This window comes from Plantactinospora sp. B24E8, from assembly GCF_039871735.1.
GTDB lineage: Bacteria > Actinomycetota > Actinomycetes > Mycobacteriales > Micromonosporaceae > Plantactinospora.
The window spans coordinates 25341-52250 of record NZ_JBDPMH010000030.1; the positions used below are offsets into that span (position 1 = coordinate 25341).

Genomic DNA, 26910 nt, shown 5'->3' on the forward strand with positions numbered 1-26910 from the left:
GCCGTAAGGACTCCGCAAGGTCTTCTCGTCGGGTGCTCCGTCGAGGCGTGGCTACGCTGGGCCGATGGTTGTGAGCAGCGGCGGCGGGGAGGGCGCGGTCACCGCCCGCCGAGCAGGACAGCGGGTACTCGTGGTCGACGACGACCGGACGGTCAGCGACGTGGTCTGCCGTTACCTGGATCACGCCGGCTACCAGGTGAGCCACGTCGGGGACGGGCTCGCTGCACTGACGGCCGCCACCCGGCAGGCTCCCGACCTCGTCGTGCTCGACCTGATGCTGCCCGGCCTGAGCGGCCTGGAGGTCTGTCGTGAGCTGCGGGCCCGACCGGACGGGGTCCCGATCATCATGTTGACCGCCCTCGGTGACGAGGCCGACCGGATCCTCGGCCTGCAACTTGGCGCCGACGACTACCTGACCAAGCCGTTCTCCCCCCGAGAACTGGTGCTGCGGGTCGGCTCGGTGCTCCGGCGCTCCGCCGGCGCGCGGGCCGCCGACCAGCCGGAGGTGCTGCGCGACGGCGGTCTGGTGGTGCGGACCGGCCCCCGGACGGCACACCTGGACGGAGTGGAGCTGGCCCTGACGCTCAGGGAGTTCGACCTGCTCACCTACCTGATGCGGCATCCCTCCCGGGTGTTCAGCCGGGCCGAGCTGCTGGACCGGGTCTGGGGCTGGAGCTTCGGCGACCAGTCCACGGTGACGGTGCACGTACGGCGGCTTCGGGAGAAGATCGAGGCGGATCCGGCCGCCCCACGGCGGATCGTGACCGCCTGGGGCGTCGGGTACCGGTACGAGCCGACCGATGCGTGACCTGGCGCTGATCTTCGCCCTCGCCCTCGGTGCCGCCCTCGTGGTGGGCCTGGTCGGCGCGCTGCTGTTGCGACTGCTCCGGCACAGCTCGATCACGGTGCACCTCTGCGTACTGCTCACGGTGACCGTGGTCGCGGTCGCCGTCGGGGTGGGCACGGTCGCCGAGGCGATGTTCCTCTCCCCGCACGACCTGGAGGTCGTGCTGATCACCGTCGCGGCGGCCGCGACCGTCAGCCTCGCGATCGGGTGGTGGTTCGGGCGGCGACTGGCCACCGCGGCGGTCTGGGCGGACCAGGCCCGGGAGCGGGAACGGCGGCTGGAGAAGGGCCGCCGGGATCTTGTCGCCTGGGTCTCCCACGACCTGCGGACGCCGCTGGCCGGACTGCGGGCGATGGCGGAGGCGCTGGAGGACGGGATCGTCGACACGCCGGAGACGGTCGGTGAGTACCACCGGCGGATCCGGACCGAGACGGATCGGATGGCGCGGCTCGTCGACGACCTGTTCGAGCTCTCCCGGATCAACGCCGGGGCGCTCCAGCTCTCGTTGACCGCGGTCCCGCTCGGGGAGATCGTCTCGGACGCCCTGGCCAGCACCGCGCCGCTGGCTGCCGTACGGCGGATCCGGCTGGTGGCCGCCGAGTCGGGCTGGCCGACGGTGGCGGCCAGCGAGCCGGAGTTGGCCCGGGTGGTCGCGAATCTGCTGCTGAACGCGGTCCGGTACACCCCGGAGGACGGTACGGTCCGGATCGAGGCGGGTCGGGAGCACGACCGGGCCTGGCTCGCCGTCTCCGACACCTGTGGCGGGATCCCCGACGCCGACCTGCCCCGACTCTTCGAGGTGGCGTTCCGGGGCGAGCCGGCGCGTACGCCGCGACAGGCCAACGGTGGCGCCGGCGCTTCGGGCGGTCTCGGCCTGGCCATCGTGCACGGCTTGGTCGAGGCGCACGGCGGTCGGGTCGACGTGCAGAACACCGCCGACGGCTGCCGGTTCGTCGTCCAGTTGTCGGCGGCCTGATCCCGTCGCCCGGTCCGGCTCCGCCGGTTTCGTCCGGTTGGGCGGCCGAGCTGGAGCGCCGGGTCCGCGCTGTCCGGATCCGACTGCCCCGGCGCCACGACGATCCTCTTGGCTGGCGGAGGGCTGGTGCATACACTCGCCGGGTGATTTCGCCTGGACATCCCGTGCCGGACCGACCACCGGTGGTTCGTCCGATCTGGTCGCTTCCCGGCCCGGCGCTCGGCGCACTGCTCGCCGCAGGGCTGCTCACCGTGCCCGTCGGGCCGCTGGGCGACGCGTACCGACGTGACCTCGGACTGACCACCGCCGCCTTCGTACTGACCTTCGTCGTACCGTACGTGCTGGCAACGGCGGCCCTGGTCGTGCCCGGTCACCTGCTCGGCCGGCGGTGGCCCACCGCCACCGCGGCGCCGGCGCTGGTGCTCATGCTCCTCGGGAGCCTGGTGGTCGGTCTCGCGCCGTCGTCGGTGGGGGCGGCGGTGGGGCGGCTGCTGCTCGGGCTGGGCGCCGGCACCGTGGTCGGTGTCACCCTCGCGCTCTCCGGTCAGATGGGCCGTGGGCGGTCCCCGGCCCGGCTGGTGCTCGGCCTCGCGTGCGGCGCCGCCCTCCTGGTCGGACCCGCAGTGAGCGGCGCGCTGACCATGAGCCTGAGCTGGCGGACGGCGGCCCTGGTCGACGTGCTGGTGGCCGGGATGGCGCTGGTCCTCAGCGTGCTGGGCGGTCTTGTCACGTTGATCGTCTCGGCCTCCCGGCCGGGCCCGCCGGCCGCCGTGCCGCCGACAACGCCACTGCCCCGCGAACCGCTGGCGGGCGAGGCGCCGCCCGCCGGGCCCCTCACCAGCGAACAACTGCCCGCGGAGCCGCTGCCCGGTGAGCCGAGGCCCGGCGGCCCGGCCAGCTGACGGCCGGTTGGTCACGGTTCGGTGCGGCGCAGGTACGCCAGCACGGCGAGGACCCGACGGTTCGTGTCGTCGGTCGGCGGGAGGTCGAGCTTGGCGAGGATGTTGCCGACGTGTTTGCCGATCGCGGCCTCCGAGACGACCAACCTGCGGGCGATCGCGGCGTTGGAGTGGCCCTCCGCGATCAGCCCGAGCACCTGGAGTTCGCGGGCGGAGAGTTGGGCCAGCGGGTCACGGCGGCGGTGCAGCAGTTGGCGTACCACGTGCGGGTCGATGACGGTGCCGCCGGCGACGATATGGCGCAGCGCCTCGACGAAGTCCTCGATGTCGGCGATCCGGTCCTTCAGCAGGTAGCCGACCCGCCGGCCGCCGTCGGAGTTGAGCAGGTCGGCGGCGTAACTACGGGCCACGTACTGGCTGAGCGCGACGACGGCGAGCCCGGGGTGGTCGCGACGCAGGCGTACCGCCGCCCGCAGCCCCTCGTCGGTGTAGCCCGGTGGCATCCGGATGTCGGTGACCACCAGGTCCGGTCGGTGTTCGCCGACGGCGGCGACGAGCGCGTCGGCGTCGCCCACGGCGGCGACGACCGCGAAACCGAACCGGTCGAGTAGCCCGGCGAGCCCTTCCCGCAACAGCACGCCGTCCTCGGCGAGGACTACCCGGACGGGCACGGCAGCTCCACCCGCAGCACGGTCGGGCCGCCGCCCGGACTGGACAGCAGCAGCCGGCCGTCGACCACCGCGATCCGGTCCGCGAGGCCGGTCAGCCCGGTGCCGCGTGCCGGGTCCGCGCCACCCCGACCGTCGTCGGTCACCTCCACGGCGAGCACGCCGGCCCGTTCGTGTACGTCCACGGTGGCGCGGGTCGCCGTACTGTGTTTGGCGACGTTGGCGAGCGCCTCGGCGACCACGAAGTACGCGATGTCCTCCAGATGTCCCGGCGGCCGGTCCGGCAGGTCGGTGCGGACGGTGACCGGGACCGGGGCGCGGTCGGCGAGCTCGTCGAGCGCGGCCGGCAGCCCCCGGTCGGTCAGCAGTTGCGGGCGGATGCCGTGGATCAGCTCGCGCAACTCGGCCATGATCTGCTTGGCCTGTTCGTGCGCCCGGGCCAGGGCGGTCGCCGCCGGGGTGCCGGCCGGCAGGTCCAGCCGGGCCAGCCCGAGCTGGATGGTCAGGTTGACCAGGCGCTGCTGGGCCCCGTCGTGCAGGTCGCGTTCGATGCGCCGGCGTTCGGCCTCGAACGCGTCGACCAGCCGGGCCCGGGACCGGGCGACCTCCACCAGTTCGGCGCGGAGCAGGTCACCGGTGCTGTCGTCGAGCAGGGCCCGGGCCAGCGCGCCGTGCACACCGGCCGCCGCGGCCAGCAGGTACGGCACGGCCGGCAGCAGCAGCACGCCCGCCACCGCGTACGGCACCGCCTCGGCCACCGTGGACGCCTGGTTGACGCCCAGCGACACCGTGCCGTCGGCGACCAGCAGCGGGCTGGTGGCCATGACGCCGATCAGCAGCACGCCGGTGAGCGCCACCAGGTGGAGTACCGGCACGACGGTCACCAGCAGCGCCGCGTAGCCGAGGTCGCGCCAGGTCGCCGCGTCGGTGTAGCGGGTCCGTAGCCACGGCCACAGCCCGGGGGCGGGCGGCCGGCGGTGCCCGGACCGCAGCGGCCGGGTGTCGACCAGACGCAGCCGCCACCGTTCCAGGGCGGCCAGCGGCAGCGCCACCGCCGGGCCGAAGACCAGGACGAGCAGCGGCGCGAGGACCAGCAGGGCGGCGAGCGCGCCGAACGGCCGGTCGCCGTCGGCCAGCGCCGCCAGGACGACGAGCCAGGGCAGGGCGAGCAGGCCGAGCGGCACCCCGGCGGCGAGCGCGACCGGCGCGGTGCTCAGGACATATCCGGCGGAACGCCACGGCCAGCCGGAGAGCAGGAAGCGACGCTGGGCGAGCGCCGCCAACGGCGTCTGCGGAGGTGGGCCGGGCACGCCCCTCACGGTAGCCGGGTGTGCCGGTCGAGCGGGTATGCCTAGCCATACCTCGAAGTCGGGGCCCAGTCGTAGTGCCCGGCACCGGGCCCCGGTGGTGTGCTGCGACGGTGAATACGAGACCCACGCTCGAACTCCTCGACATCCGCAAGGTGTACCGGGGCGGCAAGGTCGCCGTGGACGGACTGACCCTGCGGCTCGGTCCCGGCCTGCTGGGACTGCTCGGCCCCAACGGCGCCGGCAAGTCGTCCCTGATGCGGATCGCCGCCACGGTCACCCGGCCGACCCGGGGACACGTCCGGTACGCGGGCACCGACGTGGTCGCCCGACCCGACGCGCTCCGTGGGGTCCTCGGCTACCTGCCGCAGGACTTCGGGGTCTACCCCAACCTGACCGCACCCGAGTTCCTCTCCTACCTGGCGGCGGCCAAGGGCCTGTCGGCGCGATCCGCCCGGGGCCGGATCGGCGAACTGCTGGAGCTGGTCAACCTGACCTCGGCCGGCAGACGACCGCTCGGGAAGTACTCCGGCGGCATGCTCCGCCGGGTCGGCATCGCCCAGGCGCTGCTCGGCGACCCGGAGGTGCTGATCGTCGACGAGCCGACCGCCGGCCTCGACCCGGAGGAACGGGTCCGGTTCCGTAACCTGCTCAGCGACCTGGCGGCCGACCGGGTCGTGCTGCTCTCCACCCACATCGTCTCCGACGTGGAGTCGGTGGCGAGCGACATCGCGATCGTCGCCGGTGGCCGCCTGCTTCGTCGGGGCACCCCGGAGGAGCTGCTCCGGGACGTGGACGGCCAGGTCTGGGAGCTGACCGTCGACCCGGCGGAGACGGGCCGGCTCCAGGAACGGCACACGGTCAGCCGGATCGTGCGCGGCGCCACCGGCGTACGGGTGCGGCTGCTGGCGCCGGTGCCACCCGCGCCGGCCGCCCGGCCGGTCCCGCCGGACCTCGAGGACGCGTACCTCGCGGTGATCCGGGCCGCCGGCGCGCCCGTGCCGCAGACCACGGGCGGGTCGCGGTGATCGCCGGGCTGGCGCTCGCGGACTTCCGGGACCGGGTACGCCGCCCGGCGTACGCGGTGACCCTGCTCGCCGCCGTCGGCCTGGGCTACCTGGCCGCGCCCGCCGCGGACGCCCGTTGGGTGATCCTGGACCTGGCCGGCTACCGGGGTGTCTACGACAGCGCCTACGTCGGTGCGGTGACCGCGCTCGCCGGCGCCGTGTGGCTCATGTTCGGCGGCTTCTACGTCGTACGGGGGACGATCCGGCGGGACGAGCGGACCGGCGTCGGCCAGGTGCTGGCCGCCACCCCGGTCAGTCGGGTCGCCTACCTGCTGGGCAAGTTCACCAGCAACCTGCTGGTGTTCGCCTCGATGACCGGAGTGCTCGCTGTGACCGCCCTGGTGATGCAGTTGGCGCGCGGGGAGTCCCGGACGGTGGACCCGGTCGACCTGCTGGCGCCGTTTGTGCTCATCACCCTGCCGGTGTTGGCGCTCACCGCGGCGGCCGCACTGCTCTTCGACGCGGTACGACCGCTGTCCGGCGGGCTCGGCAACGTCACCTGGTTTTTCGTCTGGATGGTGCTGGCGATCGTCAGTCAGGCGTCCGGTGCCCTGCTCGGCGGCCTCGGGATGGGGTACATCGCGGACTCGGCACGCGCCGACCTGGCGGCCCGGGGCGTCGCGGTGTCCGGCGCCGAATTCGGCCTCGGTCTGATGAACGTCGAGCAGCCACTCCGGACGTTCGACTGGTCGGGCCTGGACCTGGGTGCCGGTCTGGTGACGGAACGACTCGGCATCGTCCTGGTCGCCCTCGCGGTGGCGGCGCTGCCGGCGTTGTGGTTCCACCGTTTCGACACCGCCCGGGCTACCGGGACACCGGCCCCGGCCGACGCCGTGCCGCCGTTCGCGCCGACGGTGGCCTACCCGGGGTTGCCGAGGACCGCGGTCCGGCGGGGCAGCCCGGCGGTCCGGCTCTTCGCCGGTGAACTGCGGATCCTCGTCCAGGGTGTCGGTCGCTGGTGGTGGTTCGGCACCGTGGTCCTGGTTGTCGTGGGGTTGGCGGCACCGCCCGCCATGGGGCTGCTGCTGGCCGGCATCTGGCCGGTGCTGGTCTGGTCGCGGCTGGGCACCCAGCCGGTGGAGAACAACACGTCGGGGCTGCTGGGCGCCTACCCGGCGGCACGCCGTCGGCTGCTGGCCGAGTGGGCGGCCGGGATCGCGATCGCCGCGCTGGTGGGAGCAGGTCCGACGGTCCGGATGCTGGTGACCGGCGACGCCGGGGGCCTGGTCGCCTGGGTCGCCGGTGCCGTGTTCATCGCCTCGCTGGCCCTCGCACTCGGCGTGGTCGGGCGGACCCAGCGGCTGTTCCAGGCCCTCTACGTACCGCTGTGGTATCTGGTCGTGAACGACGCGGCGCCGCTGGACTATCTGGGTGTGCTCCGGGGCGGCCCGGTACCGGGCCTGGTGGCCGGGGCGGGTGCGATGCTGCTCGCGGTGGCCGTCGTGGTGTCCGGGGTCCGGCACGCCCGACGGTGACGCTTCGGGATGGCGTGCCCCGGCGACGGATCACGTGTCCCGCCGACGGACGGGCGGACCTCGGCGGCGGTCGCATCGACGGGTATCGAGTTGATCAGGGTCGCGGGGATCGGCTAACGTCACGGTCCGTGAACCGTCTTCGCGTCACCGTTACGGCATTGATCTGTGCCTCCCTGATAACCCTTTCCGCCTGTGGTGGGGAGGAGCCCGAGAACACCGCCGGCTCCACGCCGTCGACCTCCGCCGCCGCTCCCTCCGCGTCCGCGCCCGCCTCCTCGGCTCCGGCGTCGGCTCCGGCGGGCGCCGCCACCGGCGACAAGGAACTCTGCGAGTCCGTGAAAAAGGCCGGCGAGGAGATGATGGACGCCTTCGTCGCCGCCTTCACCTCCGGCAACGAGCCGGACTCGGCCGAGCTCAAGAAGGTCCTGACCGATCTGAGCAAGGAACTGGAGACGTTGGCCGCCTCCGGTGGGGCCGACAGCAAGGTCGTCGCCGCCCTCAAGGGGTTCGGGGCGGAGGCGTCGAAGGCCGCGTCGGCCGCCGACCCGATGACCGCCGCCGAGAACCCGGCCTTCGAGAAGGCCGGTTCGGAGATCACCGCCGCCTGCAAGACGGCCGGTGTCACGGTCAACTTCTGACGGCAACCCGCCGACGAGTCCAATTTCTGACGGCGCCGCCCGCGAGGGCGGCGCCGTCGCGTTTTCCCCGGTCGATCTGTTCGGCCGGCTCGCCGGGGCCAGCGGATGAACGGACCTCTCCTCCACCACCTCATTGATCGTCACTGCCTGACCCCCGAGTTGGCGCCACGTCTGGTTGATGGCCGGGCCTTATGGGGTGTGGCCAATTGGTCGCAGCCCCGAAGTCGACAGCGCGGGCTGGAAAGGCGGGGTTGGGCGTTGCGCCGCGGCGTGGAGGGAACGGCGGATGCCCCCGGCCGAAGGCCGGGGGCATCGGTTGGAGCGGGTCGTTCAGCGGGTGAGGGTGGCGGTCTTGACTCCGGCGACGAAGGCGGACCAGGCGTACGGCGAGAAGGCGAGGACCGGTCCGGTCTGGTCCTTGCTGTCGCGGACGGCGACGACGTCGGTCAGGTTGTCGGCGACCTCGACACACTCGCCGCCGTTGTCGCCGCTGCGGGTGCTCGTGCGCCACCGGGCGCCGGCCAGGTTAACCATGATGGACCTCCCCAACGATCTTTTCGATCATGTGCCTCGATTGTCCCTCACTCAAGGCCAGCCTGTTCAGCCCAGCCCAGACCGTTTCGTAGGCGGCCAGTTCGCTCGGTCGATCGAGGTAGAGTGCGCCGGTCAGGGACTCGCAGTAGATGATGGGCGGCTCCGGGGTGCTCCGGTTGCCGGCTGGGAAGTTGAGCATGACGAACGTGCCGGCGACCGCGCCGTAATGCAGGCCTGCGGACAGCGGCAGTACCCGGATCGAGATGTTGGGTAGGGTGCCCACCTCCGTCAGGTGGCGAAGCTGGTCGGCCATGACCGCGCGGCTGCCGACGATCCGCAGCAGGGCCGCCTCGTGGATGACAACCTCGAGCCTGGGCGCGGGTGGCAGCCGCCGGGTCAGCAGGGACTGCCGTTGCAGCCGAAGCTCAACCAGTCGTTCGCGCTCCTCGTAGCTCACCTCAATCCGATGATCGTAAACAGCTCGGGCGTAGTCGCTGGTCTGCAGTAGACCAGGCACCATCGCGTCATAGAAGAAGCGCAGTCGCGAGGCGGCGGATTCGAGGCCGACGTACAGCTCGAACCACTCGGGGATGGCGTCACCGTACGCGTGCCACCAGCCCTTGGCCTTGGTCTGGCTGGCCAGCCCGATCAGGGCGGTTTCCAGGGCCGGGTTGACGTCGTAGAGCACGCACATGGCCTTGACGTCGAGCGAGCGGACCGCGCCGAGTCCACTCTCGATCCGCCAGACCTTCTGTCGACTGCACTCCAGCGCCTCGGCCGCCGCGTCCAGGGTCACCCCGGCCTCGGTGCGTAGCTCCTTGAGGCTGCGGCCGAGCTGCCGGCGGGGCACGGTCGAGCCCATCTCCTCGGTCATCTGATCACTCCCCGCGTGTTCGATTGTGCAACATCCGGCTGCCTCCGCTGAAACGTCTATCTGTTCCACATAAATAAGTCAATAGACGAGGGCGACTTGCTGCGGGAATTCGTTGCCGCCCTCCTGCTACACGTTACAAGATGGCTCAAGAGGCGACCGTCCACACAGTTCTCGACCGAAGTCGCCGCGCTGATCAACAATCCTCGGCGAAAGGATGCTGTGCCGTGTCACAAAATGTCTGTGGTAACCGACCCGGTCACCAATCCGTTCACGACGGACAGCTTCTGGGTGGGCGGCGGTGACCGGGCCGGCGACCGGTCGGGCCGTGGTCACCACCTGCCCGAGCTGCGACGGGCTGACCTTCAGCCTCGGTGCCTGTGTCTGCCTCGGATACGGCGACCGGGTCCTGGTCACCGAGGAACCGGCGCCCCGAGAGCCGTACCGGGACTGCCGGCTGTGTCACGGCGTCGGCCGGGTCGCGTACCCCTGCCAGCGATGCGGACAGCACGGCCGGCGGCGCGCGCAGCTCGTGCTGACGGTGGCCAACGTGGACACCGGCGCGGTCGCCTCGGTCAGCGTCGAACCGGGCACCGTGCCGCCCCGGCCCGCACCGGACGGCGGCTGGCACCTGCCGCTGAAGCCGCTGGTCGACGGGCTGGCCGCGACCGTCGGCGCGGCCACCTGGTCGGACGGCTACGGGCGGTCCGGTGGCGAGTCGGACGTGTGGCTGCCCCGCGAGTGGAGCCCCGAGCTGCCCGACGACGAACGGCTGGCGCTGGAGACGACGGCGATCGCCCGGACCTCCGGCGAGAGCTGGCAGGTGTTCCTCGGCCGGAATGACGCGCCGCCGCCGGTCAGCCCCGAGCAGCGGCTCGGCCGGCTCCGCGCCCTCGCCGACCGGCTCCGGCTCGACCTGGTGCTGGAGGCCCGCCGACTGCACGGCGACGACCTGCTCTGGGACATCCGCTACGACGTACCCGGGGCGGCGGTCCCGGCGAACCGGCGCGGGACCGCGTACAGCCTGCCCGAGGCCCTCGACACCGTCACCGTGACGTCCGCGATCTCCGGCCTCTCGGCGCGCGGCCTCGCCGCGCCCGCCCGGTACCTCCTCCCGACCGGCGCCCCGGCCCCCGACCCCGCGCCACCCGCCCGGGACCTCGACCAGGTCGAACGCCGGGTGATCGCCGACTGCACCGACCTGCGTACCGGCGAACCGCTGCCCGGCGCCTGCGCGATCTGGCGGGACGGGCAGTGGTGGTACAGCAGCCTGCGGCTCGCCGGCCAGACCGAACGGCTTGTCGAACGGGACACCGGCCAACTGCTGCGACGCCGCACCGACGTGTTGCGGCGCGGCTGGGAACCACCGGACCCGGCCTGGCTCGGCGACCCGATCGGCCACACCCCGTGCCCGGCCTGCGACCCGGCGAGCGGACTGCGGCCCTGCCTCTGCACCGTCGGCGCCCCCGCGGCCGACCCCGACTGTGCCAGATGCGGCGGTACCGGACTGCGCGCCGGCGTCTCGACCTGCCACACCTGCCTGGAGAGCCACCGCATCTACCAGGGTCTGGTCGTCACCATCACCGACCTCGACCACCGCGTCGTACACCTCAACTGGCGGGCCGGCGACGCCGCGCCCGCGCCGCTGGTCGCGACCCAGCCCGGCGGCAAACCGGTGGTCCAGCTACCCGAGCGCTTCCGGCTCGGCGCCCACGCCACAACCCTCGGCGTACGCCCGGACGACCTCACCGAGGCCGACGGCGGCTGGTCGGTCGGCCAGGGCCTGCGCGACGGGTACGTGACCCTGCACGTCACCGACGTCGACCCGCTGACCCAGCACCTCGCCCACGTCGGCCGGGGGCGACCCGGCGGCCGGCTGATCGTGCTGGCCGCCCCACCCGAGGTGCCGCCGCTGGCCCAGGTGATCCGGCTCGTCCTCGGCCTCGGCCTGACGGTCGACGTCTCGGTCTGCGACAACCGGCACCACGCCGGCGACCCCCTGCGAGTCCGGGGTGTCTCCTGGTACGTCGACATCAACACCGGAACTCCGGTGTGGACGGCTGACGAGGTGACGCCGACGGATCGGCCCACCCTGACCGGGGCGATCGCCTACGCCCTCGACTACCTGGAGAGCGTGCTGGCCGAGGCGGTGCCGGACGATCCCACCCAACCGATCGGGGTGCCGCAGGCGCCGCCCTCGGCACCGGCCGCCGACCCGGAACCGATGCTGCGTCGGCTCGGCGCCGAGCACCCCGGACAGTGGGTGACCACGCGCTTCTGGGCCACCGGCTGCCGGGTCGACCTTCGTGAGCGGGGAAACCTCCGCCATCTGGTCACCGCCACCGACCTGCCCGGTGCGCTCGACGTACTCGGACTGGCACCGCACTGACCGTGGGCCCGGCATCCCGCGCGCCAGGTCGGTGCCGAAACCCCCCGCTGCCGGCCGTGCGGCGGGCCGCGACCCTGGCGCGGTCGGCGGCCCTGGAAGGCCGAGCCGGTGGAAGAGTCGACATGGACCGAAATCCTGGCGATGGTGGCGGCGGCGCCGTACCCGGTCAAGGTGCTGGCGGCCGACCCCGAGCGGTCCGTGGCCTGCCTGGGCGCGCTGGGGATCACCACCAGGTCGTGGCTCGGCGCGGTGGTCGCCAACCGTGGCGGGCTGCTGGTCGACCACGGCTGGCTCCGGGTGCTCGGCGGCGGGCACGACGGGTTGCCGGACGTGGCCGCCGCCCTGGACCAGGGAGGGCAAGGACCTCTCGGCGGTGTCCCGTAAGCCGATCCCGCTCGCCGAGCTGGTCTCGGTGCACCAGGACACGGCACGGCAGCTCGGCTTCCACTGAGGACCAACGCCACCGGTCGGCCCGGGAAACTGCCGGTGAACCTGCCTCGACAACCAAGATCGAAGTGGCTTAGCGTCGCCGTGGGCATCCCCGGCCCGGCCGGGGGCGGATCGCCGCCGGGTCGGCGGCACCCCGGCGTACGCGCTGCCCGGCCACTTGGCACATCGTGGAAGAGGCTCGATGAACTTTTCTGGTTGGCGTCGCGTACGGCGGGCGGTGACCCTGCTCGCCGCGGGCGTCCTCGTCACCGGTTCCGCGGCGACCGCGGCGCCGCACGCCGCCGCCCTCGTCCTCTCCGGCAACCCGGGACTGACCAACGCCGAGCTGCGGACGGCGATGACCCGTACCGCCCTCGACCTCGGACCGGCCGGGCCCGACGCCCGCTCCGGACACGGTGTCATCCGGGCCGACCTGCTGCTGAAGCAGACCGGGGCGACGCCGCAGCCGCTGGTGCGGACCGGCGAGCCGACCGTCACCCCGACCCGGGGCGACGGTGACCAGTACCTGGAGGCGGGGGAGCGGGCCATGGTGTCGCTGCCGGCGGTCAACGTCGGCGACGCCAGGGCCACCGGCGTCAGCGTCACGCTGAGCAGCGACGACCCCCGGGTGACGGTGACCGCGTCCCGCCCGTACGGCGCGATCGCGGCCGGCGCCGGCAAGTCGAAGGACTTCACCGTGACCCTGGCGAAGGACTACCCGGTGGGTCGACCGGTGATGCTCAACGCCAAGGTCACCTTCGCCGGTGCGCTGTCGCCGACGACCGGGCGGCCGTCGGTGGCGACCGGCCAGCCGTCGGACTCGGCCCGGACCTTCAGCTACGACGGCCCGGCGTTGCCGATTCCGGACGGCAGCCAGGAGGGGGTCTCGGCCACGGTCGACGTCTCCGATGTCGGGTTCGCCGCCGGCATGACCTTCTCGGTCGACGGTACGGAGTGCTCCGCCGACCCGGAGTCGACGACCGCCGGGATCAGCCACGGCTACGTCTACGACCTGTTCGGCAGCCTCACCGCGCCGGACGGTGCGACCGCCCTGCTCTTCCTGGGCATCGGCGGCTCCGGGAAGAACCTGTGCCAGGTGGTCTTCGACGACAATGCGGGCACCCGAATCACCTCGGCCACCTTCAGCCAGGCGCCGTTCACCGGCAGCTGGCGGCCGATCGAGCCGCTCGCCCCGCTGCTGGCGTCCCCGGCCGACGGCAGGTGGACGTTCTTCGTGTCGGACGCGATCCCCGGCGGCTCGGGGACCCTGCGGTCGTTCTCGCTGCACTTCACCCGGTACGTGTCCTGACCTGGTGATCCGTGTCGCCCCGGGCTCGGGCACCCGCCCCGGGGCGACACGGGCGCCGCGACCGTGCCGAAAGCACCCGTTCGGTTCCCGGTCACGTTTTGTTGATCATGGCGTCCCGGGCCTGCTCTACCGTCCGGCGCATGACTGTCACACCTGCACCAGCAACCCGCGGTCGCCTGGCCGGCCGGTTCGGCACCCGGACCCGGGTCGCCGCCGCGCTGGCCGCGCTCGCGGTGCCGGCCACCGCGCTGGTCGTCGGCAGCGCGCCGCCGGCGGACGCGGAGCCCAGCGACGTGGTGGTCGCCGAGGACTTCTCGGCCGGACGGCTGCCCACCGGCTGGCGGGTCGTCGACGGCACCTGGAAGGTCGAGAACGGACGGCTGTACGGCACGTCGGCCAGCTCCAGCGCCAACAACAAGCTGACCTTCGGCGGGCACCTCGACGACTTCCGGTTCGAGGCCACCGTCCGCTTCGAGTCCGTCCAGGCGGCGACCCGCTGGGCAGCGCTCGGCCTCGACGTCCCGGCCGACGGCGCGACACCGTGGTGGATCGCCACCATGCGCAGCGGCAGCACCGCCAGCAACGGCCTGGAGTTCGCCCAGCGCACCACCGCCAACGCCTGGAACGTGACCAACACCGGCTCGGCCCCGTACGCGGCGGACACCGGGCGGGACATCAGGGTCGCCGTCGAGGTGCACGGCAACCAGGCCCGGTGGTTCTTCGACGGGACCGAACGGCTGCGCACCAGCAGCCTGCAGCGGTCGACCGACGGCGGCCTCGGCCTCTTCGTCAACGGCGCGACCGTCTCCTTCGACGACGTCACCGTCACCGAACTGCCGCCGAACGGCTACCTGCGTCCGCAGGGCAGCCCGTTCACCGTCATCGCCCACCGGGGCGCCTCGTCGGCCGCCCCCGAGAACACCCTGGTCTCCCAGGAGATCGCCCGCCGGGCCGGCGCCGACTGGATCGAGAACGACGTCCAGCCCAGTAAGGACGGCGTGCCGTTCATCCTGCACGACGGCACCGTCGACCGGACCACCGACGGGACCGGCAACATCCGGGACCTGACCTCGGCGCAGCTCATGGCCCTCGACGCCGGGTCGTGGTTCGCCCCGCAGTACACCGGCGCGCGGATCCCCACCCTCGCCGAGCAGTTGGCCGACCTGCGTACCCGGGGCGGCAACCTGCTGCTGGAGATCAAGGGCCGGCACACCCGCGACGAGGTGGCGAGGATCGTCCAGGTGATCCGGGACGAGCGGATGACCGACCGGGTCTTCGTGCAGAGCTTCGAGGTGGACGCCCTGCGGTTCACCCGCGAACTGGCTCCGGAGCTGCCGCTCGGTCTGCTGCGCAGCAGCCTCGACGCCGACCCGGTGGCGCTGGCGAAGGAGTTGGGGCTGACCGCGTACAACCCGAACGGCGACGCCCTGCTCGCCCGCCCGTCGGTGATCGACGACCTGCACCGGGCCGGCGTCGCGGTGATGGCCTGGACCATGGACTCGGCCGGCCAGTGGCAGCGGCTCGAGGAGGCCGGCGCGGACGCCATCATCACCAACCGCCCGGCCGAACTGGCCGGCTGGAACGCCGCCCTGCTGCAGCGCCCGCAGCCCGCCGCGGCCACCGTCACCATCACCTCGCCAGCCCCGGACGCCCGCCTCGACCGGGCCCAGTCGCCGGTGCTCGCGGTCGCCAGCACCGGGGCGGAGAGTGTCACCCTCACCCTGGACGGCGCTCCGGTCACCGTGGGACAGCGGCTTCACCTGGCCACCCTCGGCGCCGGCCCGCACACCCTGGTCGCCACCGCGACCGGCCCGACCGGCACCGTCTCGACGACCGGCACCTTCACCGTCACCGCGAGCCAGGCCGGGCTCGGCTACCTCGTGCTCACCTCGGGCGCCGACCCGAAGGCGGTCGCCTGGATGACGAAGAAGCTCGGCGACGGCAGGTACGCCGAGCTGGCGACGTACGCCGACCGGGAGGCCGGGAAGCAGATCCCGGCCGAGGTGGCCCGGGTCATCGCGGCCGACGCCCGTACCCTCGCCCGGAAGTAGCCGCCACCGGCATTCGGCGCGGCAACCCGGGTGACCCCGTCGACCGTACGGCCGGCGGGGTCACCCGGCGTAGGCGACCTGGACCAGCGTGGGTGGCTGGGTCCGCCGGACCAGCCGCCCCCGACCGGGCGGTTGCCGGGAGAAGCGGGCCCCGGGCCAGATCGCGCCCTCCTCCCGGTCACCGGAGAGGAGCAGGCCGGCGCAGCCGAGTTCCCGCATCCGGTTCGGCACCGGTTCGTAGACCGCCCGGCCGGCGCCGCCGCTGTGCCGGGCCACCACCAGGTGCAGGCCGAGGTCGTGGGAGTGCGGCAGGAGTTCCCGCAGCGGGCTGAGCGGCGACGACACGATGCTGCCGAGCGCGTCGTAGTCGTCGCAGAGCACGACGAGTTCCGGTCCCTGCCACCAGGAGCGGTCGCGCAACTGTTCGGCGGTGACGTCCTTGGACGGTAGCCGGTTCTCCATCGCGCCGGCGATGCTCCGCATCAGGCTCTCGGCACTGCCGGCGGTACCGGCGTAGTCCAGGAGGTAGGGCTCCGGCACCACGTCGCGCAGCGAGCGGCGCGGGTCGACCACCGCGAAGCGCACCTGCTTGTGGTGGTACTGCGCGGTCAGGTCCCGGACCAGGAGCCGCAGCAGCGACGTCTTGCCGCTGCCCTGCTCGCCGAAGGCCAGCAGGTGCTGGTCGGCGCCGAACAGGTCGAGCAGCACCGGGTCGAGGTCGGTCTCCTCCAACCCGAGCCGGATCCGGCCACCGGTGGGGGCGGAAGTCGCCAGTTCCGCGTAGTCGACCATCGTGGGCAGCATCCGGACGACCGGTACCCGTGGACCGGGCCAGGCCGTGGCCACCTGGTCGACCAGCTGCGCCAGGCCGCGTTCCGAGGTGTGGATGTCGCCGCTGTCGTGGAGCTGGGGAAGCGCGACCTGCGCGGTCAAGCCCTCGTCGACCAGAGCACGGCCTGGGATGTCGTACGGCAGGTTCGCGTTCGCCCGCCGGTCGATCGTCGACTCGGCCGGATCACCGAGCCGGAACTCAATTGCCGAGTTGACCACCGCCCGCAGCCTCGACCGCAGCTCCGCCCAGCGTCCGGCGGTCACCACCACGTGTACGCCGTAGCCCGACCCCTCGGCGGCGACCTCCTGCACCACGTCGGTGAGGTCCTCGTAGTCCCTGCTCAGGGTCGGATAGTCGTAGACGACCAGGACGATGTCGGCGGCCGGCAGGTCGGGCAGCATGCCCTCCCGGTGCCGCCGGCGCAGCTCGTCGACCGAGGTGACGCCCTTGTCCGCGAGGAGACGTCGCCGTCGCTCCAGCAGCGTGCTGACGTACCGCACCACCCGGCGTACCCGGTCCGGCTCGGAGCGTCCGGCCACCGCACCGACGTGCGGCAGCCCGGCCAGGACCTGCAGCGCGTTGCGGCTGCCGAGGTCGACGCAGTAGAAGGCGAGCTCCCCTGGGGTGTGGGTCAGCGCCGCCCCGATGAGCAACGTTCGCAGCAACCGGACCTTGCCGGTACCGGGACCGCCAAGCACGGCGAGGTGCCCGTCGTCCGCCGCGAGATCCACGACAAACGGACCCTGGCGGTGCCCCTCGGGGTCGTCCAGCAGTCCGACCGGCACCCGCAGCAGGCCGCGCCGTTCGGGCTCGGCGACGGTGAGGCCACGCCCGGGCTCGACCCCCATCGGCCCGAGCACCACGCCCAACGGCAGCGCCCGGGGCAGCGGCGGCAGCCAGATCTGGTACGCCCCACCGAGTCCGCGCATCCGGGACACCAGCATGTCGAGCAGCGACATCCGACTCTGCTCCGGCCCCGGCTGTTCCGCCAGGGCACCGTCCCAGCCGGGCCGGGACAACCACCCCGGCCGGTACGGGCCGGAAACGTAGGCTGCGCGGAAGCGCTGGAAGACCGTGGTGTCGACCTTCAGATACCCGAAGCCGGGCAACCGCGGCAGGTGGTAGGCGTCCGGCACCCCGAGCACCGCCCGGCTCTCCTCCTCGCTGAAGGTGCGCAGCCCCAGCCGGTACGACAGGTACGCCTCCAGGCCGTGCAGCCGGCCCTCCTGGAGCCGCTGGGAGGCGAGCAGCAGGTGGACGCCGAGCGCCCGGCCGAGCCGGCCGATCCGGACGAGCAGCTCCAGGAAGGACGGCTCGGCGGTGACCAGTTCGGTGAACTCGTCGATCACCACCACCAGGTGCGGAAGCGGCGACTGGTCGGAGTACCGGACGGCGTTGTACTCGGAGATGCTCGCCCACTGGCCGGCATCCCGGAGCAGGTCCTGACGCCGTCGCAGCTCGCCCTGGAGTGCGTGCTGAAGCCGGTCGACCAGGCCGTTCTCGTCGTCGAGGTTCGAGATCACCGCAGCGGTGTGCGGCAGGCCGTCCAGTCCGGCGAAGGTGGCGCCGCCCCGGTAATCGACCAGCAGAAAGGTCAGCAGTTCGGGCGGGTGGGCCATCGCGAGACTGAGCACCACGGTGCGCAGCAGCTCGGACTTGCCGGAGCCGGTGGCACCGACACAGAGCCCGTGCGGCCCCATCCCGAGCTGCGCGGCCTCCTTCAGGTCGAGGTCCACGGGGCGGCCGTCGTCACCGACGCCGATCGGCACCTTGAGCAGTTGGTTGCGGTAAGAGCTGGATGCCCAGTATTCGCGTGGGTCGAAGTCGTCGGGGTGGCGCAGACCGAACAGGGCGGTCAGCGAGACGACGGCCCGGGCCTCGTCGACGGTGGCGGGATCGTCGTCCGGGGCCGGCGGCTCGACCAGGTGGACCAGGGAGTCGAGGACCGCCCGCGCCGTGTCGGCGGCGGGGCCCGTGCTCCGCGCCGACCGGACCAGGGCCTTCGCGATCGCCGCCAGATCGCTGCCCGGCAGCAGGGCGAGTTCGCCGAGCCGGCGGACCACGGCGACGTCGTCGGGGCGGTCGGCCAGTTCGGCGAGCGCGGTCCGTTGCCAGCTGCCGAGGCTGTCCTCCGCCGTCGACTGGTCGCGCAACCGGGCCTGCATCGCCACGAACCACTCCCGGGTCAGCGGGTTCGGCCCGCCGCCGACGACCGCCCGGGCCCGGTCGAGCCAGTCGGCCGCCGCGCCCGGGGCGAGGTGGCTGAGCGCGGTCAGCCGCTGGGCGTGGTCCAGTTCGGGCAGTGCCTGCCAGGCCGGGGTCTGCTCGGAGTACCGCTCCAGCAGCAACGCGACCCGGGCCACCCGGTCGGGGCCGAACCGGGCCACCAGGCTGGCCAGCAGCGCGGGACGCAGCAGCGGATCGACCTCGTAGAGACCCTCGCCCAGTTCCCGACACAGCGGCGAGAGCAGGAGCGCGGCCTCGGCCTCGTACGGCAGCACGATCGGCGGGTCGAGGAAGAAGTTGACCCGTAGCAGGTTGAGGAATCCGGCGTCCACGGCGACCGGTACCGCCGCGTGACAGGCGAGTTCCAGGGAGCCGGGCGGCAGGTGCCGCCGGGCCGCTGCCAGCCGGTCGGCCACCGGTGAGCCACGGGTCCAGTCGGTCACAACGCCCGTTCCAGGGTCGCGGGGCGGCCGCGCAGCACGTCGACCGCCCGGTACATGCCGTCGCGGGTCAGTGGGAACATCGGCACGTGCCGGGCGACCTGTTCCGCCGTGGTCCGTCGCCAGCGCGCCGGCGGCACCGGGTTGAGCCAGACGACGGTACGGACCGTGGTCAGCAGCGCCTTGACAAACACCACCGTGTCCAGCAGTCGACCACTGCTGAACCCGCCCCGGGCCGCCCCGGCGTCGCCGACCACCACCGCGTCGGCGTTGCGCCCCGCCGCGTCGCGCAGCTCGGTCAGCTGCCGGGGGCGGGTCAGGTCCGGATCGTCGTACACCCGGCCCTCGGGCAGTGGCGGGACGAGCCGCAGCACCGGGTCGATGGCCGGGGCGAACGGGTCCGGCAGTTCGGTGAGCAGGTGCTGGTCCGGGCTGCGGCCGGCGGTGTTGTGGAAGTAGCCGACGAGCAGCGAATCGAGCCGTCCGGCGTCCGCGATCGACCGCCGTACGTGGTCGACGTAGTCGTGGAACGGGGTCATCGACCCCTGCCGGTCGATCAGCAGCAGCAGTCGGGTGGAGTTACGCCGTCGAGGGATCAGTACCGGCGGGGTGGGCAGGCCGGTGCCGGCGAAGCGGTCCAGGGTCGCCGGTACGTCGAGTTCGACCGCCGGGCCGTACCGGGTGGGGCGGCGCAGCCCACGCCAGACCTGGGCTACCTGGCGCCCGGTGACCGGGTAGTGCGGGGCGAGTACCAGCGACCGGTCGTACCGGCCGGTGTGCAGCGGAGGCAGCGAGAGGCCCGGCGGCTGCGGGGTGAGCCGGGGCGGCGGGGCCGGAGATTCCGGCGACCGTTCCGGCGTCGGATCCGGCGGATCGGCCAGGGTGGTCGGCGGCTCCGCCGGATCTGGGACGACGGGGGCGACCGTGCGGTCCGGAGCGGAATCGACGGTCCACTCCGGAAGGTCGAGCCGGGCGAACGCCGCCCGGATCTGGGTCTCCTCCGCGGCCGACTTCGCCCAGAGCGCGACGCAGAGCCGCAGCAGCGCGGACGTCGACGACCAGCCGAATCCGGCGGCGAGCGCCTGCCGCAGCGCGAGCGCGTCGTCGACCCCGAGTGGAAGTCCACGCCGACGGAGCTGGCCGAGCAGCTCGGGCACCCAACGCGGCGCCGCTGGGCCGTCATCGCGGCCCGGCCCGCCGCCGTCCGGCGCCGTCACCGTGGGTTCAACCAGTCCGCCACCCGGGCCCGGTCGCCGTGGTGCTTGACCAGGGCGCCCGGGTACGGCAGCCGTCCGACGGACTCGGCGGGGGCGCCGACCGCCTGCAGGTAGCCGACCCAGTCCAGCAGCTCGCTCAGGCCGGGCTTTTTTGTCAGGTCGAGTTCCCGCAGCCGGAGCAGCGTCCGCAGGGCCTCGGTACGCAGCGCGCCCTGGGCGATCCCGTGCGCCGCCAGGATGCGGTCGAGTTCCTCGACCGAGCTGGGGAACTCCAGGTAGTGGAAGACACACCGGCGCAGGAACGCGGCGGGCAGCGCCTTCTCCTCGTTGTTGGTGACGAAGACGATCGGCCGCAGGTCGGGCCGGTCCGGCGGTACCGCGTACCGCAGCCCCGGCACCTCGGCCACGTCGAACCGCAACTGGTCGAGTTCGCGGAGCAGGTCGTTCGGGAAGTCGATGTCCGCCTTGTCGATCTCGTCGAGCAGTAGGACAGAGCGGCGCCCGTACCCGGCCCGGGCGATGGCCCGGCCGAGCGGTCCGAGCCGGACGTACCGGTTGACGTCGTCGGCGGGGTTGCCGCGCAGCCGTCGACCGGTCTGCGCGTCGTACAGCCGCCGGACCGCGTCGTAGCTGTAGAGCAGGTCCTGGGCCCGGCTGGTCGACTTGACGTACGCCTGCTCCAACGGCAGCCCGAGGGCGTACGCGACCGCGTACGCCAGCCGGGTCTTGCCGACGCCCGGGTCACCCTGCAGCAGCAGTGGCCGGCCCAGCGCGATCGCGAGGTTGACCGCCTCCTCGACGTCGGCGCCGGCCAGGTAGGGCTCCCGCGGCACCAGCACGGTCGGCGGATCGCCCGCCGGCAGCGGCTCGACGTCGACGGCCTCGACGGCACGCCGCTCCGGTAGCTCGGCCAGCCGGTCGAACCGCACCGACGTGTCGACGGTGTGTCGGGTCAGCATCCTTCCGCCTCCAGCTCCTCGAGGTAGTCGCGCAGCTGCGCCGGTTCCCGGCGGACCCGTTCGATGAAGTGCTCCAGGACCTCGTACGTGATCCGGGTGTCGAGGGCGTCGTCCACGGTGGCCTGGGCGCAGATCGCCCGGCTCCACGCCTCGGCCAGTGACGACGGCCAGCGGCGGAACGCGGTGACGTGGGACGCCCAGGTGGCCACGTCCCGGGCTCCGAAGGCGGGCCGGGGCAGCACGGTGACGGTGTCCGGGTAGCCGCCGGCCGGGGTGCCGACGAGGAACAGCACCAGCCAGTGGGGCGTCCGTCGGTACGCGTCCCGGACCCGCGCCCAGAACTCGGCGACCAGGTGGCCGGGCACCCCGTCCACCAGCACCGGGCAGACCACGTTCACCCGGTCCAGGTCGGACCGGTAGCGGGTGACGTAGTTGACGGTGGTGTCGAGGGAGAACGTCTCCGGCCGCAGGGTCAGTACCCCCTTCTGGGCGATCTCCCCGACGTACGGCGGCAGCCAGGCGCAGAGGTTCGCCACGACCAGCATCTCGTCGCAGTCGACGCCGAAGGCGAGCAGCCGACCGTCGGCGGCCGACTTCGCCTCCAGGATCGCCGTCTTCAACCGGTCCAGGTCGAAGTAGGCGGTGTCGAGCAGCTGCTGGACGGGCGAGACCGGGGCCGGCCGGGCGATGCGCAGTCCGAGCCGGAACCGGGCCACCATCCGGTCCACCGGTACGGCGTACAGCACGTTCGCGGCCAGCCGGCGCATCCCGGAGTAGCTGGCCCGCTCCGGCACCTGCTCCACGAGCAGCCCGACGACCGCGTTGTCGACGGTGACCGCGCTTCCGGAGTAGCCGCCGTAGTCCCGTAGTTCCTCGACGACCCGCAGCTGCAGCACCGTCATCTCGTGGCCGCCGGCGTTGACCACCAGGTGGTCCGTTGCCGAGACCGCGCCGGTGAGCTGGACCGCGGCCCCCTGTGGTCGGGCGGTGACCCGCCACTGCGCGCTCAGGGTGGCGTGGGCGAGCGGCGGCACCACGGCCAGCGACTCGGCGACCCGCAGCAGCGCACAGTCGATTGTCGGGTCGGAGTCGACCGCCTCGACCGGCACCCGGATCCCGGAGGAGGTGACGAACGCCAGGTCCGTGGCGGCCCGGTCCCGGACGACGTGCGCCGCGGTGGCGACGATCCGGTCAGTCAGACAGAATCCGCTGCCCAGGTCCTTGCCGCCGGTGGTGACGATCCGTCCGTCGATCATTTCCGGCGCAGCGTGACGGTGACCTCGAAGGTGGCCTCGGTGCCGGCCCGGGACAGGATCACGCCGGCCTCGGTGGTGAGCGTGACGCCGAACGTCGCGGAGATCTCGTCGACCTGCCAGTTCTGCCGGGACGGCAGCCGGTCGGGGTTCAGGTCGATCGCCCGGGCGGCGGCGACGATCGCGTTCTGGATGTCGCCGACCCGGTCGCGCAGTTTCTCCACGACACCGCTGCCCCAGGAGATCTCCCGGCCCTGTTCGACGTCGACGACCTGAACCACCACGGACTCGGGCACGTCCGGCTCCGACATCGAACGGCTCCCTCCGCGGATCACGACAGCAGCGGTAACCGTACCCAAGACACGATTGGGACGGTAGGTGCCGGCGACGACGGAACGTCGACAAACGGTTCCGGCGTCGGTGAGCCGATCGGCCGGGTACGACCGCCGGACGTACCGCGTTTGCGGTGGTCGTCGCGGGGTGTCGCGGTGAGATGGGTCATCCCGGATAGGTCCGGCGACCCGGAGATCGTAAGGTTAGCCGAACCTAATTCGAGGGGTACGAGGAAACGTCGTGACGATCGTTGCGGACCGGGCCACCGAGCCCGGGACCCGGTCCGGCCGCAGGGGTGGCCGCCGTGTCGCGGTCACCGCCGCCGCGGCCGTGCTGCTGCTGGTGGTGGTGCTGGCGAGCCTCGCGCTCGGCAGCCGACCGCTCAGCCCCGGTCAGGTGTGGCACGCCCTGGTCGCGCCGGACGGCGGCGAGGCCAGCATCATCGTCCGGGAACTGCGGGTGCCGCGTACGCTGCTCGGCCTCACCGTCGGACCCGCGCTCGCCCTCGCCGGGGTGCTGCTGCAGGCGTTGACCCGCAACCCGCTCGCCGAGCCGCGGATCCTCGGGGTCAGCGCCGGCGCCTCGCTGGGCGTGGTCGTCGCGATCTCGGTCTTCGGCGTCGGCACCCTCGCCGGGTACGTCTGGTTCGGGGTCGTCGGAGCCCTCCTCGCCGGCCTGCTCGTCTTCGGCATCGCGAACCGGGCCCGGGAGGGCGCCAGCCCGGTGACCCTGGCCCTGGTCGGGGTCGCGCTCGACGCCAGCCTCGGCGCGATGGTGATCGCCCTGCTCACCGTCGACGCCCGGACCTTCGAGGACTACCGGTTCTGGGTGGTCGGCGGGCTGACCGGACGCGACGCTGCGGTCGCCGCCCAGGTCGCACCGTTTGTCCTGGTCGGCGTGCTGCTCGCCGCGTTCGCCGCCCGGGGCCTCGACGCGCTCGCCCTCGGCGACGACGTGGCCAGGGGACTCGGTCACCGCGTGGGGCTGGTCCGGCTCGCCGGCGGGGTCGGTGCGGTCCTGCTGATCGGCGCGGCCGTCGCGGCCGCCGGGCCGATCGCGTTCATCGGCCTCGCCGTACCGCACCTGGCCCGGGCCATGGTCGGCGCCGACCACCGGTGGACCCTCGCGGTCGCCGCGCTGCTCGGGCCGATCCTGCTGCTCGCCGCCGACATCGTCGGCCGGCTGGTGGTGCCGCCGGGGGAGGTGCCGGCCGGGATCGTCACCGCGCTGCTCGGCGCGCCACTGCTGGTCGTCCTGGTCCGCCGCGCCAAGGTCGTGACCGCATGACCGAGCGAAGCGAGGTCATCAGCCAACACAGTCACCCAGGTCATGACGACGCCGAGCGCAGCGAGGAGACGGCATGACCGTGCTACCCGTGGGGCGGACGCTGGTCCGGCTGGGCCCGGTCCGGCTGGTCGTCCGGCACCGGCCGATCGTGGTCGGCGGGATCCTGGCCCTGCTGCTCGCCGCCGTCGGGGTGCTCAGTCTCTCGCTCGGCACCCCGTACGTCGCCCCGGGCGACGTACTCCGCTCGCTCACCGGCGCCGGCACCCCGTACGACCTGGTCGTCCTCGATCTGCGGTTGCCCCGGCTGGTGCTGGCGGCGGCGGTCGGCGCGGTCTTCGGCATCGCCGGCACCCTGATCCAGACCGTCGCCCGCAACCCGCTGGCCAGCCCGGACGTCGTCGGGATCACCCAGGGCGCCGGTCTGGCCGCCACCGTCGCGCTGACCGGTGGGGCCGCCGCGTCGCTGATCGCCCCGGCCGCGCTCGCCGGCGGGCTGGCGGCCGCGGTCGTGGTGCTGCTGCTGGGGCTGCGGCACGGGCTGGCCGCGCACCGGTTCGTGCTCGCCGGGGTGGCGGTCGCGGTGGCGCTGCGGGCGCTGACCGAGGTGGTGATGCTCTCCGCGGACCCGGTCGACGGCATCCGGGCCCAGCTCTGGCTGGTCGGCACCCTGGCCGGCAAGGGCTGGCGGGAGGCGGGGTACCTCGGGCTGACCCTGCTGGTGCTGCTCCCGGTGCTGCTCTGGGCCGGCTGGGCACTGAACGGCAGCGCGCTCGACGACGACACCGCCCGGGGCGTCGGACTGCGTCCGGTGGCCCGCCGGGTGGGACTGGCCACCACCGGCGTCCTCGCCGCCGCGATGGTCACCGCCCAGGTCGGCGCGGTGGACTTCGTCGCCCTGGTCGCCCCGCAGGTGGCCCGCCGGCTGGTCCGGGCCGAACGGCCGCCGCTGCTCTGCGCCGCGCTGGTCGGCGCGGTCCTGGTGGTCCTCGCCGACCTGGCCGGCCGGCGGCTCTTCGCCCCCACCCAGCTGCCCGCCGGGGTGCTGACCGCCGCGTTCGGCGGGCCCTACCTGATCTACCTGCTGCTCCGCGGTCGACGGAAGGTCTCCTGATGCTCTCCACCCGCGATCTCGCCGTCGGCTACGACGACCGGACCGTCATCGACGGGCTCGACGTGGACCTGCCCGCCGACGCGTTCACCGTCATCGTCGGGCCGAACGCCTGCGGCAAGTCGACCCTGCTGCGGACCATGGCCCGGCTGCTCACCCCACGTCGGGGAACGGTGCTGCTGGACGGTGCGGCGATCCGGGACCTGCCGACCCGGGCGGTGGCCCGCCGGCTCGGCGTACTGCCGCAGAGTCCGCTGGTTCCCGAGGGGGTCACCGTCGCCGACCTGGTCGGCCGGGGCCGGCAGCCGTACCAGCGGTGGTGGCGGCAGTGGTCGCCGGAGGACGAGGCGGCGGTCCGCGAGGCGATGGTGCTCGCCGACGTCGACTCGTTGGCCGACCGGGCGGTGGACACCCTCTCCGGCGGGCAGCGGCAGCGGGTCTGGATCGCGATGACCCTGGCCCAGGACACCGAGGCGTTGCTGCTCGACGAGCCGACCACCTTCCTCGACCTGGCCCACCAGGTGGAGGTCCTCGACCTGCTGCACCGGTTGCGGGTCGAGCGCAACCGCACCGTGGTCGCCGTCCTGCACGACCTCAACCAGGCGGCCCGGTACGCCGACCACCTGATCGCGATGCGGGCCGGCGCGGTGGTCGCCGCCGGGCCGCCCCGCGAGATCCTCACCGTGGACCTGGTCCGCGACGTCTTCGGGCTCGACTGTGTTGTCGTGCCCTGCCCGGTGACCGGGGCGCCACTGGTCGTCCCGTCACTCACCTCTCCCTCCCTCACGAAAGGTTCCCCATGCGCCGCAGAGTCGTCACCCTTCTCGCCGTCGCCGCCCTCGGTGCCGGCGGCCTGACCGGATGCAGCAGCGATCCGGTCGGCGGGGAGACCGCCGGGGGTGAGACCCGGCCCGTCACCCACGCGATGGGCACCACGCAGGTGCCGGCCCACCCGCAGCGGGTGGTGGTGCTGGACACCGACAAGATCGACACGGCGTTGTCGCTCGGCGTGATCCCGGTCGGCGCGGCGAAGGCCAGCGACAGCGAGGGCTTCCCCACCTACTTCGGCGCCGACAAGGTCGCCTCGATCAAGCCGGTCGGCCTGCTCACCGAGCCCGACCTGGAGGCGATCACCGCACTGAAGCCGGACCTGATCCTGGGCAGCAAGTTCCGCCAGGAGAAGTTCTACGACGAGCTGTCGGCGATCGCGCCGACCGTCTTCACCGAGCGCGTCGGCATCACCTGGAAGGAGAACTTCCTGCTCGACGGGGACGCGCTCGGCAGGGCGCAGGAGGCCAAGGACCTGCTCGCCGGCTACGAGAAGCGGGCCAAGGACCTCGGGGCGACAATCGGCAACCCGGGGCAGCGGAAGATCTCCGTGGTCCGGTTCCGGCCGACCGAGATCCGGGTGTACGGCCCGGAGTCGTTCTGCGGCATCGTGCTCGGTGACGTCGGGCTGGGCCGCCCCGAGCGGCAGCTGCTGGCGAGCAAGGAGGACAAGCGGTTCGACGCGGTCAGCCCGGAGCGGATCTCCGAGGTCGACGGCGACGTCATCTTCGTGACCGCGTTCGGCGCCAAGGCCGAGGCGGAGCAGAGCAAGGTGACCGGCGGCAGCCTCTGGAAGAACCTGTCGGCGGTCAAGGCCGGCAAGTCGTACGTGGTCGCCGACGAGACCTGGATGCTCGGCATCGGGGTCACCGCCGCCGGCAAGATCCTCGACGACATCGAGAAGTACGTCCCCGCCGCCTGACCCGGGGCGATCCGACGAACGTGCCGGCCCCCGGCCACCGAACTC

At 73.1% G+C, this 26910-nt stretch carries 23 protein-coding genes; 14 read left to right on the plus strand and 9 right to left on the minus strand.

What is annotated here, in order from left to right; genetic code table 11:
• Positions 1 to 64 precede the first annotated feature (64 nt).
• The 3 genes from ABGB21_RS28935 (at position 65) to ABGB21_RS28945 (ending at position 2725) form a co-directional block, all read left to right on the plus strand.
• Entirely contained in the window at positions 65 to 808 is a 744-nt protein-coding gene (locus tag ABGB21_RS28935) for a response regulator transcription factor (RefSeq protein ID WP_347658165.1), read from the plus strand.
• On the plus strand, positions 801 to 1823 hold the full coding sequence (locus tag ABGB21_RS28940) for an ATP-binding protein (RefSeq protein ID WP_347658166.1): 1023 nt from the start codon (positions 801 to 803) through the stop codon (positions 1821 to 1823). The genes ABGB21_RS28935 and ABGB21_RS28940 overlap by 8 nt, the downstream gene beginning before the upstream one ends.
• A gap of 182 nt (positions 1824 to 2005) precedes the next feature.
• On the plus strand, positions 2006 to 2725 hold the full coding sequence (locus ABGB21_RS28945; protein WP_347680450.1) for a hypothetical protein: 720 nt from the start codon (positions 2006 to 2008) through the stop codon (positions 2723 to 2725).
• Positions 2726 to 2736: 11 nt separating this feature from the next.
• On the opposite strand, the gene ABGB21_RS28950 is transcribed toward ABGB21_RS28945, so the two are convergent.
• Positions 2737 to 3393, minus strand: coding sequence for a response regulator transcription factor (locus ABGB21_RS28950; RefSeq protein WP_347680452.1), 657 nt, complete (start codon positions 3391 to 3393; stop codon positions 2737 to 2739).
• Positions 3378 to 4700, minus strand: coding sequence for a sensor domain-containing protein (locus tag ABGB21_RS28955; protein ID WP_347680453.1), 1323 nt, complete (start codon positions 4698 to 4700; stop codon positions 3378 to 3380). The genes ABGB21_RS28950 and ABGB21_RS28955 overlap by 16 nt, the downstream gene beginning before the upstream one ends.
• 110 nt (positions 4701 to 4810) lie before the next feature.
• Between ABGB21_RS28955 and ABGB21_RS28960 the strand changes: the two genes are divergently transcribed.
• The 3 genes from ABGB21_RS28960 to ABGB21_RS28970 all read left to right on the plus strand — a co-directional run bounded on the left by ABGB21_RS28960 (position 4811) and on the right by ABGB21_RS28970 (position 7877).
• Positions 4811 to 5725, plus strand: a complete 915-nt coding sequence (locus ABGB21_RS28960) for an ATP-binding cassette domain-containing protein (RefSeq protein ID WP_347658171.1) — start codon at positions 4811 to 4813, stop codon at positions 5723 to 5725.
• The gene (locus ABGB21_RS28965; RefSeq protein WP_347680455.1) at positions 5722 to 7239 is read left to right on the plus strand and encodes an ABC transporter permease; all 1518 of its coding nucleotides are present in this window, start codon (positions 5722 to 5724) and stop codon (positions 7237 to 7239) included. Before ABGB21_RS28960 ends, ABGB21_RS28965 begins: the two co-directional genes overlap by 4 nt.
• Positions 7240 to 7367: 128 nt before the next feature.
• Entirely contained in the window at positions 7368 to 7877 is a 510-nt protein-coding gene (locus tag ABGB21_RS28970; protein WP_347680457.1) for a hypothetical protein, read from the plus strand.
• 330 nt (positions 7878 to 8207) lie between these two features.
• Here the strand turns inward: ABGB21_RS28970 and ABGB21_RS28975 are convergent, their stop codons facing one another.
• Both ABGB21_RS28975 and ABGB21_RS28980 read right to left on the minus strand, forming a co-directional pair.
• Positions 8208 to 8411 carry a DUF397 domain-containing protein gene (locus tag ABGB21_RS28975; protein ID WP_347658174.1) on the minus strand — a complete coding sequence of 68 codons (204 nt, stop codon included), beginning with the start codon at positions 8409 to 8411 and terminating at the stop codon, positions 8208 to 8210.
• Positions 8404 to 9285, minus strand: coding sequence for a helix-turn-helix transcriptional regulator (locus ABGB21_RS28980; protein WP_347680459.1), 882 nt, complete (start codon positions 9283 to 9285; stop codon positions 8404 to 8406). Before ABGB21_RS28980 ends, ABGB21_RS28975 begins: the two co-directional genes overlap by 8 nt.
• 298 nt (positions 9286 to 9583) lie before the next feature.
• Here ABGB21_RS28980 and ABGB21_RS28985 point away from each other — a divergent pair, with 298 nt between their 5' ends.
• The 4 genes from ABGB21_RS28985 (at position 9584) to ABGB21_RS29000 (ending at position 15460) form a co-directional block, all read left to right on the plus strand.
• The gene (locus ABGB21_RS28985) at positions 9584 to 11671 is read left to right on the plus strand and encodes a hypothetical protein (RefSeq protein ID WP_347657580.1); all 2088 of its coding nucleotides are present in this window, start codon (positions 9584 to 9586) and stop codon (positions 11669 to 11671) included.
• 108 nt (positions 11672 to 11779) lie between these two features.
• Positions 11780 to 12055, plus strand: coding sequence for a DUF2625 family protein (locus tag ABGB21_RS28990; protein WP_347657579.1), 276 nt, complete (start codon positions 11780 to 11782; stop codon positions 12053 to 12055).
• A 247-nt stretch (positions 12056 to 12302) separates the two neighbouring features.
• Positions 12303 to 13409 (plus strand): hypothetical protein, encoded by a 1107-nt coding sequence (locus tag ABGB21_RS28995; protein ID WP_347680461.1) that lies wholly within the window; start codon positions 12303 to 12305, stop codon positions 13407 to 13409.
• Between the two features lie 140 nt (positions 13410 to 13549).
• The gene (locus tag ABGB21_RS29000) at positions 13550 to 15460 is read left to right on the plus strand and encodes a glycerophosphodiester phosphodiesterase family protein (RefSeq protein WP_347657577.1); all 1911 of its coding nucleotides are present in this window, start codon (positions 13550 to 13552) and stop codon (positions 15458 to 15460) included.
• A gap of 60 nt (positions 15461 to 15520) precedes the next feature.
• Here the strand turns inward: ABGB21_RS29000 and eccCb are convergent, their stop codons facing one another.
• Genes eccCb through ABGB21_RS29025 form a run of 5 tightly spaced genes read right to left on the minus strand, consistent with a single transcriptional unit; the run spans position 15521 to position 22698 of the window.
• On the minus strand, positions 15521 to 18961 hold the full coding sequence (eccCb, locus tag ABGB21_RS29005; RefSeq protein ID WP_347680463.1) for a type VII secretion protein EccCb: 3441 nt from the start codon (positions 18959 to 18961) through the stop codon (positions 15521 to 15523).
• Positions 18958 to 20115 (minus strand): hypothetical protein, encoded by a 1158-nt coding sequence (locus ABGB21_RS29010; protein WP_347680465.1) that lies wholly within the window; start codon positions 20113 to 20115, stop codon positions 18958 to 18960. Before ABGB21_RS29010 ends, eccCb begins: the two co-directional genes overlap by 4 nt.
• Positions 20116 to 20171: 56 nt before the next feature.
• The gene (locus ABGB21_RS29015; protein ID WP_347680467.1) at positions 20172 to 21134 is read right to left on the minus strand and encodes a MoxR family ATPase; all 963 of its coding nucleotides are present in this window, start codon (positions 21132 to 21134) and stop codon (positions 20172 to 20174) included.
• Positions 21128 to 22390: a serine protease gene (locus ABGB21_RS29020; RefSeq protein ID WP_347680469.1), complete on the minus strand. Its 1263-nt coding sequence runs from the start codon at positions 22388 to 22390 to the stop codon at positions 21128 to 21130. The genes ABGB21_RS29015 and ABGB21_RS29020 overlap by 7 nt, the downstream gene beginning before the upstream one ends.
• Positions 22387 to 22698, minus strand: a complete 312-nt coding sequence (locus ABGB21_RS29025) for a CU044_2847 family protein (RefSeq protein ID WP_347657572.1) — start codon at positions 22696 to 22698, stop codon at positions 22387 to 22389. Before ABGB21_RS29025 ends, ABGB21_RS29020 begins: the two co-directional genes overlap by 4 nt.
• Positions 22699 to 22960: 262 nt before the next feature.
• Between ABGB21_RS29025 and ABGB21_RS29030 the strand changes: the two genes are divergently transcribed.
• The 4 genes from ABGB21_RS29030 (at position 22961) to ABGB21_RS29045 (ending at position 26865) form a co-directional block, all read left to right on the plus strand.
• On the plus strand, positions 22961 to 24007 hold the full coding sequence (locus ABGB21_RS29030; RefSeq protein WP_347680471.1) for an iron ABC transporter permease: 1047 nt from the start codon (positions 22961 to 22963) through the stop codon (positions 24005 to 24007).
• A gap of 73 nt (positions 24008 to 24080) precedes the next feature.
• Positions 24081 to 25118 carry an iron ABC transporter permease gene (locus ABGB21_RS29035; RefSeq protein ID WP_347657570.1) on the plus strand — a complete coding sequence of 346 codons (1038 nt, stop codon included), beginning with the start codon at positions 24081 to 24083 and terminating at the stop codon, positions 25116 to 25118.
• On the plus strand, positions 25118 to 25972 hold the full coding sequence (locus ABGB21_RS29040; protein WP_347657569.1) for an ABC transporter ATP-binding protein: 855 nt from the start codon (positions 25118 to 25120) through the stop codon (positions 25970 to 25972). Before ABGB21_RS29035 ends, ABGB21_RS29040 begins: the two co-directional genes overlap by 1 nt.
• Positions 25915 to 26865: an iron-siderophore ABC transporter substrate-binding protein gene (locus ABGB21_RS29045; protein WP_347657568.1), complete on the plus strand. Its 951-nt coding sequence runs from the start codon at positions 25915 to 25917 to the stop codon at positions 26863 to 26865. Before ABGB21_RS29040 ends, ABGB21_RS29045 begins: the two co-directional genes overlap by 58 nt.
• Positions 26866 to 26910 lie beyond the last annotated feature (45 nt).

Coding starts and splice junctions, on each gene's coding strand:
- ABGB21_RS28935 (WP_347658165.1), top strand. CDS start 65: ATGGTTGTGAGCAGCGGCGGCGGGGAGGGCGCGGTCACCGCCCGCCGA.
- ABGB21_RS28940 (WP_347658166.1), top strand. CDS start 801: ATGCGTGACCTGGCGCTGATCTTCGCCCTCGCCCTCGGTGCCGCCCTC.
- ABGB21_RS28975 (WP_347658174.1), bottom strand. CDS start 8,411: ATGGTTAACCTGGCCGGCGCCCGGTGGCGCACGAGCACCCGCAGCGGC.
- ABGB21_RS28980 (WP_347680459.1), bottom strand. CDS start 9,285: ATGACCGAGGAGATGGGCTCGACCGTGCCCCGCCGGCAGCTCGGCCGC.
- ABGB21_RS28995 (WP_347680461.1), top strand. CDS start 12,303: ATGAACTTTTCTGGTTGGCGTCGCGTACGGCGGGCGGTGACCCTGCTC.
- ABGB21_RS29000 (WP_347657577.1), top strand. CDS start 13,550: ATGACTGTCACACCTGCACCAGCAACCCGCGGTCGCCTGGCCGGCCGG.
- ABGB21_RS29015 (WP_347680467.1), bottom strand. CDS start 21,134: ATGCTGACCCGACACACCGTCGACACGTCGGTGCGGTTCGACCGGCTG.
- ABGB21_RS29020 (WP_347680469.1), bottom strand. CDS start 22,390: ATGATCGACGGACGGATCGTCACCACCGGCGGCAAGGACCTGGGCAGC.
- ABGB21_RS29025 (WP_347657572.1), bottom strand. CDS start 22,698: ATGTCGGAGCCGGACGTGCCCGAGTCCGTGGTGGTTCAGGTCGTCGAC.
- ABGB21_RS29035 (WP_347657570.1), top strand. CDS start 24,081: ATGACCGTGCTACCCGTGGGGCGGACGCTGGTCCGGCTGGGCCCGGTC.
- ABGB21_RS29040 (WP_347657569.1), top strand. CDS start 25,118: ATGCTCTCCACCCGCGATCTCGCCGTCGGCTACGACGACCGGACCGTC.
- ABGB21_RS29045 (WP_347657568.1), top strand. CDS start 25,915: ATGCGCCGCAGAGTCGTCACCCTTCTCGCCGTCGCCGCCCTCGGTGCC.